Source organism: Pseudarthrobacter kochi (assembly GCF_055412805.1).
The window spans coordinates 38,882-46,953 of record NZ_JBVAYV010000031.1; the positions used below are offsets into that span (position 1 = coordinate 38,882).

General features: G+C 65.5%; 6 protein-coding genes. 5 read left to right on the forward strand and 1 reads right to left on the reverse strand.

Features of this window, described 5'->3' with window-relative positions; translation table 11 throughout:
• The 5 genes from ACZY0Y_RS14655 to ACZY0Y_RS14675 are packed head-to-tail and all read left to right on the forward strand — an operon-like array spanning window position 1 to window position 6,574.
• Entirely contained in the window at window positions 1-1,299 is a 1,299-nt protein-coding gene (locus ACZY0Y_RS14655) for a TrbL/VirB6 family protein (protein ID WP_463958767.1), read from the forward strand.
• On the forward strand, window positions 1,286-2,794 hold the full coding sequence (locus ACZY0Y_RS14660; RefSeq protein WP_463958769.1) for an SCO6880 family protein: 1,509 nt from the start codon (window positions 1,286-1,288) through the stop codon (window positions 2,792-2,794). Before ACZY0Y_RS14655 ends, ACZY0Y_RS14660 begins: the two co-directional genes overlap by 14 nt.
• Window positions 2,794-4,383: a helicase HerA domain-containing protein gene (locus tag ACZY0Y_RS14665; RefSeq protein WP_463958771.1), complete on the forward strand. Its 1,590-nt coding sequence runs from the start codon at window positions 2,794-2,796 to the stop codon at window positions 4,381-4,383. The genes ACZY0Y_RS14660 and ACZY0Y_RS14665 overlap by 1 nt, the downstream gene beginning before the upstream one ends.
• Window positions 4,380-6,149, forward strand: a complete 1,770-nt coding sequence (locus ACZY0Y_RS14670) for a type IV secretory system conjugative DNA transfer family protein (RefSeq protein ID WP_463958772.1) — start codon at window positions 4,380-4,382, stop codon at window positions 6,147-6,149. Before ACZY0Y_RS14665 ends, ACZY0Y_RS14670 begins: the two co-directional genes overlap by 4 nt.
• Entirely contained in the window at window positions 6,146-6,574 is a 429-nt protein-coding gene (locus ACZY0Y_RS14675) for a DUF4913 domain-containing protein (RefSeq protein WP_463958774.1), read from the forward strand. Before ACZY0Y_RS14670 ends, ACZY0Y_RS14675 begins: the two co-directional genes overlap by 4 nt.
• 373 nt (window positions 6,575-6,947) lie before the next feature.
• On the opposite strand, the gene ACZY0Y_RS14680 is transcribed toward ACZY0Y_RS14675, so the two are convergent.
• A complete protein-coding gene (locus ACZY0Y_RS14680) occupies window positions 6,948-7,877 on the reverse strand; it encodes an IS30 family transposase (RefSeq protein ID WP_463958776.1) in 930 nt (309 codons plus the stop codon).
• Window positions 7,878-8,072 lie beyond the last annotated feature (195 nt).

Here is an 8,072-nt window from a genome sequence, read left to right on the forward strand (position 1 = left end):
ATGGCTGAGTGCGTTCCCCTGGATGTCATCTGTCAGGGCGGCAATGCCGTTTCCGGGATGCTCGACGATGCCATTGGCAATTTGGCGAAGTCGATCATGGAGGGCATGAGCCAGATGGTGACAACGCTCTCGACCTTCTGGGTGAGCATGCCCACGGCCAACCTCGCATCCCAGGACGGGGTCACCCCCAGTCCTGTGGTCGGGTTCGTCAATTCGGAACTGGGCTACTGGACGCTGGCACTGGCGGTTTTGTCGGTCATTCTCGGCGGTACCCGGATGATCTGGGAACAGCGCGGGGCGCCGTTGAAAGACCTGCTCCGGTCCCTGCTGACCCTCACGCTGGTGTCCGGCCTCGGGCTGGCGGTGATTTCCATCCTGGTGATCGCGGCCGACGCGTTCTCGGCCTCGATCATTGACCGGGCAACCGACGGCAAGGGCTTCGCCCACGCGATGGCCATCCTGGTGATGACGAACCAGACCGGAGTCGGGGTCTTCATTCTGATCATCCTGGGCCTGGTGGGTCTGCTTGCCTCGCTGGTGCAGATCGTCCTCATGATCGTCCGCGGCGGCATGCTGGTGATCCTCGCCGGGATCCTGCCGACCACGGCTGCGTTCACCAACACCGAGATGGGACGGCAGTGGTTCCAGAAAGCCGTGGGCTGGACCATCGCGTTCATTCTCTACAAGCCCGCCGCGGCCGTCGTCTACGCCGTTGCCTTCAAGCTCATGGGATCCTCGGGCGGCAACGTCCTGCTGGGATCCATTACCGGGTTCGCCCTCATGATTGTCGCGCTACTGGCGCTGCCGGCATTGATGCGCTTCGTCACCCCGATGGTCGGAGCCGTCGCTTCCGGTTCCGGCGGGGGAGCAGGAGCGGCGGTGGGGGCCATGGCCACCGGCGCTGTCTCGATGGGCCGTTCCGGGAGTGGACGCGGCAACGCCTCCCCCACACCGGGAAGCCAGCCCGGCCAGGCGGGCGCCAGTGCACAGGGCAGCAAGGGCGCAGGCGGCAGTAACGGCGGCAATGGCAAACCCACCCCTGGCTCAACGGGCCCCGGCGGAGCGCCCGGCAAGGGCACCACCGGAAGCGCCGCCACCGCTGGGAGCTCAGGCGCAGTTGCAGGAGCTGGCGCGGGCGCGGGCGCCGCTGGGGCCGGGGCCGCGTCGGGAGCTGCGAAAGCCGCCGGGCCGGCCGGGTTCGTCGTCGCCGCAGGAGCACAAGTAGCGTCCAAGGCCGGCCAGGCCGCACAACAGACCGCGCAGGATTCAACCGGGGAGGGCCCCAGTGGCAGCAATTAATACCGAATACAAGGAACCGTCCTACGGCAACTGGCGGGTTCCCCGCTCCGCCGGGCTTGGCAGCCTGGGCGCGATCGGCACCGGCATCGTCATGACCGGTCTGCTGGCCGGCATCATCACCTTCGCGTTTCTTGGCCTGCTGCCGGGCCTGAGTGTCCTCGCTGTCGCCGGACTGATCGTGCTGCTACTGACAGTCAAGGACAAGCACGGTCAATCCATCGTGGACCGGTTCGCGACGCGGATGAACTTCCGTCTCGCCCGTTCCGGCGGGACCAACCTCTACCGTTCCGGCCCACTCGGGGTCACCGAGTGGGGTATGTTCCAGCTTCCCGGCCTGGCCGCGAAGTCCCGGCTGTATGAGTTCAACGACTCCTACAACCGCCCGTTCGCCATGCTCCATGTCCCCACCACGAACCACTTCACCGTGGTCTTCTCCACCGAACCAGATGGTGCGTCCCTGGTGGATCCGGAACAGGTCGACGCGTGGGTAGCGAACTGGGGCGGCTGGATCGCCGGGCTCGGGGACGAAGCCGGCTTGGAAGCTGCCGCCGTGACCGTGGAGACCGCTCCGGACTCGGGATACCGGCTGCGCAACGAAGTCGAAATGAACATCCACCCCAACGCCCCGGAGGCCGCAAAGGCGATCCTCCGCGAGGTCGTCCGCACCTACCCGGAAGGCTCGGCCACCGTCCGGGCCTGGGTGTCCCTGACCTTTACCGCCGCGCTGCGCTCCGGGTCCCGGAAGCGCGAACCCGAAGACGTCGCCCGGGACCTGGCCTCCCGGATCCCCGGGCTCGGTGCACGGCTGCAGGCCACCGGCGCCGGAATCGCCCGGCCGATGTCAGCGCAGGAACTCTGCGAGGTCGTCCGGATCGCCTACGACCCGCCCGCGGCCTTGATCATTGATGAAGCCCACGCCGCCGGATCCCCGGTCGCCCTCACCTGGGGTGAAGTCGGCCCGTCCGCGACGCAGGCGAGCTGGGATGACTACCGGCACGACGGCGCGTTCTCTGCCTCCTGGACCATGACCGGCGCCCCCCGCGGGTCGGTGAACTCCTCCGTTCTTTCCCGGCTGCTGGCCCCGCACGGGGACATCGACCGCAAACGCGTCTCCCTGCTCTACCGTCCGATGGATTCGGCCCGGGCCGCCGCCGTCGTCGAGCGGGATCAGAACAACGCCAACGTCCGCATCACCTCCGGAAACCGGCCCAGCGCTCGGGCCCTGGTCGATGCCCGCTCCGCCGCGCAAACCGCCCAGGAAGAAGCCCAAGGGGCCGGGCTGGTGAACTTCGGCATGGTCGTCACCGCCACCGTCACCGACCCCGCCCGGCTCCCCGATGCTGTCGCCGCCGTGGAACAGACCTCCGGCACAGCCCGGGTGCTGCTGCGCCGGGCCTACGGCTCCCAGGACACCGCTTTTGCCGCGTCCCTGCCGCTCGGACTCGTCCTGCCCAAACACATCCTGCTGCCCACCGAAATCAGAGAGGCCCTGTAATGCAGAAGCTCTTTCGACGGAAGAAGAAGAATCCGCTCCTTGACGGTGTGGAATCCGAAGCCCGTGACCGCCGCGCATCCACTGGTCGTCCGGCCCGGTTGCGTGTCCCCGGGTCCCGCGGCTGGGGCGGGCGCGGGGGAGGCGCTGCCGCCCTGGTCCCGGCGGTGCGCGAATACCGCGGGACGACAGTGCAGGTCTGCGGACTGTGGCCATTCAGCTCAGGTACGTCCTCGCCCATGATCGGCGTCCCGCTGGGCCGGCACGAGGAAACCCAAGCCACGGTCTGCTGCGATCCGATCAGCTGGTTCCAACGCGCCCACCTGATCTCCAACCCCTCCGCGTTCGTCCTCGGCAAACCCGGGCTGGGGAAGTCCACGCTCGTGCGCCGCATGATGCTGGGCCTCTCCGGCCAGGGCGTCCATCCCCTCGTACTTGGGGACCTCAAGGGCGAACACGTGGACGCCATCAGCGCCATAGGCGGGCAGGTCATCGAACTCGGCCGCGGCCGCGGCTACCTGAACATCCTCGACCCCGGCCAGGCCATTGAGGTCGCCCAGCTCCTCGAGGAGCGCGGACACCACGAAGCTGCCGTCCGGGTCCGGGCCGACGCCCACGGCCGACGCCTGAACATGGTCGTTTCCCTCATCACGATCAGCAGGAACAACCCGCCCACCGATCAGGAACAGACCATCCTGGACCGCGCACTGCGCGTCCTCGATGAAACCTTCGACGGTGTTCCGGTCCTGAAAGACCTGCTCGACGTCATCATCGCCGCCCCGGACGAGCTGCGCCAGGTCGCACTGGACCGCGGCGACATGACCGTCTACCTGCAGGAAACCCGGGCGCTGGAAGCAACCCTTCTCGGGCTGACCGGCGGCGGGAAACTCGGGGAAATCTTCTCCCGACACACCACCAACCCAATGCGGCGTGACCGGGCCGTCGTCTTCGACGTCTCCAGCATCGACGAGACAGAAACGGACCTGCAGGCCGCCGTACTTCTGGCCTGCTGGTCCTACGGCTTCGGCACCGTCAACGTCGCCAACGCCCTCGCCGACGCCGGTCTGGAACCGCGCCGGAACTACTTCGTCGTCCTCGACGAGCTCTGGCGGGCACTGCGCGCCGGCAAGGGAATGGTGGACCGGGTGGACGCCCTGACCCGCCTCAACCGCTCCGTCGGCGTCGGGCAGGTCATGATCTCCCACACCATGTCAGACCTGCTGGCGCTCCCGGCAGAAGAGGACCGGATGAAGGCCCGCGGCTTCGTCGAACGCTCCGGCATGGTCATCTGCGGCGGACTCCCGGCCTCAGAAATGCCGCTGCTGACCGCCGCGATCCCGCTCTCGTGGCAGGAGCAGCAGAAGCTCATCTCCTGGCAGGACCCGCCCGCCTGGGACTCCCGCGGCGGCGACGTCGAACCCCCAGGACGCGGGAAATTCCTGATCAAGGTCGGTGGCCGCCCCGGCATCCCCGTCCAGATCGGCCTCACGTCCATCGAGGCGTCGCTGAATGACACCAACAAAAAATGGATCACACCGGCCAAAACCGTTTCCGAAGCGCCGGCTCCGGTCCGGGAAGAGGGGGCGGCATGAGTGCTCCGAACCGTAAAGGCACAGGGCTCGGCGACGCGCTGGGGATCTGGCTGGCAATCGGCGCAGCTGTCGTCGTTGGGGGCGGCAGCTGGGTCTCGGCACATCTCGGATCCTGGATGGCCGGCCTTGCCGCCCCTCCGGCGCACCCGATTGATTTGGTCGCCGGGCTGGCCAAGGGCCGGGTGTCCTGGCCGGTCCAGTCCACCGTCGTCGCTTGCGTGCTCCTCGGAATATTGATTGCCCTGGCAGTGACTGTGTTGGTGGTCCGCTCCCGAACGGCGCACAAGCGCACCCGGGTGGATAAGGCCGCCGTCCACATGGGCCGCGGCAAAGACCTCGATCACCTGGGCACCAAAGGGGCCACTGCCACGGCCGTGCGTCTCGGCGTGGAGAACTCCACAGGGGTGCGGCTTGGCCGCAGCGTCGCCGGTAAGCGCCCGCTGTGGGCCTCCTGGGAGGACATGCTGATCCTCATCGCCGGTCCCCGCACGATGAAGACCACCTCCTACGCCGTCCCGGCAATCCTGGACGCACCCGGCGCGGTGATCGCCACCTCGAACAAGCGCGACATCGTGGACGTGACGCGCCCGATCCGGGCAGAGGCCGGCGCCGTGTGGGTCTTTGACCCGCAGTCCGTCGCCGAAGAAGATCCCACCTGGTGGTGGAACCCGCTGTCCTACGTGAAGAACGAAGCCACGGCCGGGAACATGGCACAGCACTTCGCCAACGGCTCCCGCGAACCCGGGACCAAACCCGATGCCTACTTCGACCCGGCCGGGCAGAACCTGCTCAAAGCCTTCCTGCTCGCCGCCTCACTCGACTCCGCCCCGGTCACGCAGGTCTACACCTGGTTGACCCGCCCGCACGACGAGGCCCCCGCAGAACTGCTCAGGACCGCCGGGTATGACCTGCTCTCGGACATGGTGATGGGCCACATCCGCGAACCGGAGAAACAGCGGGCCGGCGTCTACGGCACCGCCCGGCAAATGGTTTCCTGCCTGACCGACCGCGAGGTCAGCCAATGGGTCACCCCGCTGCGGGACACGACGGTGGACACCGACCCGCGGCCGCAGTTCGTCCCCGAGGACTTCGTGCGCGGCAAAGGCACGCTCTACAGCCTCTCCCGCGAAGGCGTAGGAACCGCCGGCCCGCTCGTCACCGCCCTGACCGTCGCCGTCGTGGAAGCGGCCGAAAAATACGCCACCTCCCAGCCCGGCGGCCGGCTCGCAACACCGCTGCTCGGGATCCTCGATGAGGCTGCGAACGTCTGCCGGTGGAAGGCCCTGCCCGACCAGTACAGCCACTACGGCTCCCGCGGCATCATCCTCATGACCATCCTGCAGTCCTGGTCTCAGGGCGTAGAGGTCTGGTCCCTGGAAGGCATGCGGAAACTCTGGTCAGCGTCGAACATCAAAATCTACGGCGGCGGCGTCTCCGAAGTCGGCTACCTCGACGAGCTCTCCCGCCTCATCGGCCAATACAGCTACATCAACGTCTCCCGCAGCCACAGCAGAACCGGATCCTCATCCTCCCGGCAGGAGAACAAAGACGAAATCCTCTCCGTGGCCGACCTGACGGCACTTCCCAGGTTCCGGGCCATCCTGCTCGCCTCCGGCGCCCCGGCCACCATGATCGAAACTATCCCCTGGATGAACGGCCCCCACGCCCAAAAGGTCAAAGACTCCCTCACCACTACGGAGAAAGTCGAGCGTGAGCCGGTGGCCGTTCCTGCTCACAACCCTTGGACAGACAGCGGCACGGCGTGAGTGAGGAGTTCAGGGACGCGTTCGGCGACGAAGAGGCCCAGCCCACACCGAGCGGCCACAGCCATGACGAGCCCGAACCGGAGCTGGTGTACTCCAGTGCCGTCGAGTTCTTCGCAGATCTCCTGGCCCAGTCCTATGTCCGGGAAGTCAATGAGGGCGCAGCGTTCGCGTGGTGCCCCGAGTGGTACAAACATCCCGAAGCCCTTATACGAATGGAAGCCATTTGGCGGGCCTGGGAACACTTACGGCTGGAGCCTGCTCTCGGGGTCAGCACCTGGTGGCTGAACCACGCCGACCCACACATGCGCGTCCTCATGGACAAGGAAGGTCCGTTCAAAAAGTGCGCTTACGACGGGCACAAAACCCCCGCCAAGGACAGAACTACTCTTCCCCATAAAACCCCTGAAGCAGGAATCTTTGATTAGCACCTCTGGATGGTCACGATCGAATGAAAAAACGAGGGACAAATTAGCCTTTACTGCGGATCACACAGCGAACTGAGCCGACTCACAGCTGTCCATGGCTGGGGCCAATCCGGGTTATCCACGGCTGGAAACTGGGAGCTGTTGAGGTAGCTCCCACGGCAGCAGTAGCGGTAGATAATCCCCAAGGATTGTCCCCGGCTGTGGGCAGCCGGCCCTGCCCTCACCCCAACCCGCAATTGTGCAACAGACTGTTCTGCAGTCGCTTAAGTAGCTCAGCGTGGCCGGTTGTCAGGTTTGAATCAAAGACTGTTCGGCGGACGTGCAGGAACGGCTTTCGGGACCCTATTCTGACGAGCTGGCGGTGTCAACTCGTCTAAGCAACGTTGTCGTTGAGTAGCTTGTTGAATACTTCCCGTGGCGTGTAGAAGCCTAGAACTTTTCGTGGGCGGTCGTTGAGTTCGTCGGCGATGGAGTCCAGGTAGGGCTGGTGACTGGTCAGTTCTGTGCCCTTGGGGAGGTACTCGCGGATGAGCCCGTTGGTGTTCTCGTTCGTTGGCCGCTCCCATGGTGAATGCGGGTGGGCGAAGTAGACGGGAAGGTCCGTTGCCACGGCCTGGCGGACGTGTGCCTTCTTACCTTCGGGCAGGCCGAGCATGATCACGAACCGGCTCGATCGCTCCACGAGCGTTGCCACCGCGGATTTTTCGCCCTTACCTACGATGAGATCCCCCTCCCACGCGCCAGGAACACGCCGGTCGGTGGCTTCCTCGGGCCGGTCATCGATGCTGACCATCCCGATGATCCGGCCGCCAGTCCGCTCACCTAAAGGCTTACGGGTTTTCCGCTTCGTGCGCTTGGATTGCAGCAGGATCCCGGCCTTGGCCAGCTCGCCTTTCGGCAGGGCATAGATCCACCTGTACACCGCCTCATGGGAGACGGTAGCGCCTTCGGCATCAGGGGATTTGGTCATGGTCTCAACGCTGGGCTCTGACGCTTCCAATTGCAAACGCCCAGCGATCTGCCGTGGTGTTCTCGACCTCTTCAAATCGGCGCGAATCCGGGCTTCCAGCACCGGATTCCCATCGATCTTCCGCGGCTGCGGACGCGACCTCCGCTTCTCTGCATTCACGTCCGCCATGACCGGCCGGTATCCCCGGGTCTTCGTGGAATTACGGCGACGCTCCCGCCACACGATCGTGTGATCACGGCCAACATCGGCACCAATCCGCCGGTCCGTCCACCCCGCCTTGATGCCTACCGCAATATCCGCCCTGTCAGACATCGTCAACGCCCTGCGAACCACCAGCAACTCCCACCGCTCAAACCAATGTTGTTGCTACGACGGTATGACACCGCCGGTCTCGACAACCACTACTTTCCCAGTTCAGGCGAGTTCTAGTGATCGTTGCAACGCCCCCGAAATCCGGGAGTTGCAACACCCATGGAAACACCATCGACCAACAGTTCTTCCTTATGGAAAAAATCGCCTTCAACGAAA

Coding starts and splice junctions, on each gene's coding strand:
- ACZY0Y_RS14665 (WP_463958771.1), top strand. CDS start 2,794: ATGCAGAAGCTCTTTCGACGGAAGAAGAAGAATCCGCTCCTTGACGGT.
- ACZY0Y_RS14670 (WP_463958772.1), top strand. CDS start 4,380: ATGAGTGCTCCGAACCGTAAAGGCACAGGGCTCGGCGACGCGCTGGGG.
- ACZY0Y_RS14655 (WP_463958767.1), top strand. CDS start 1: ATGGCTGAGTGCGTTCCCCTGGATGTCATCTGTCAGGGCGGCAATGCC.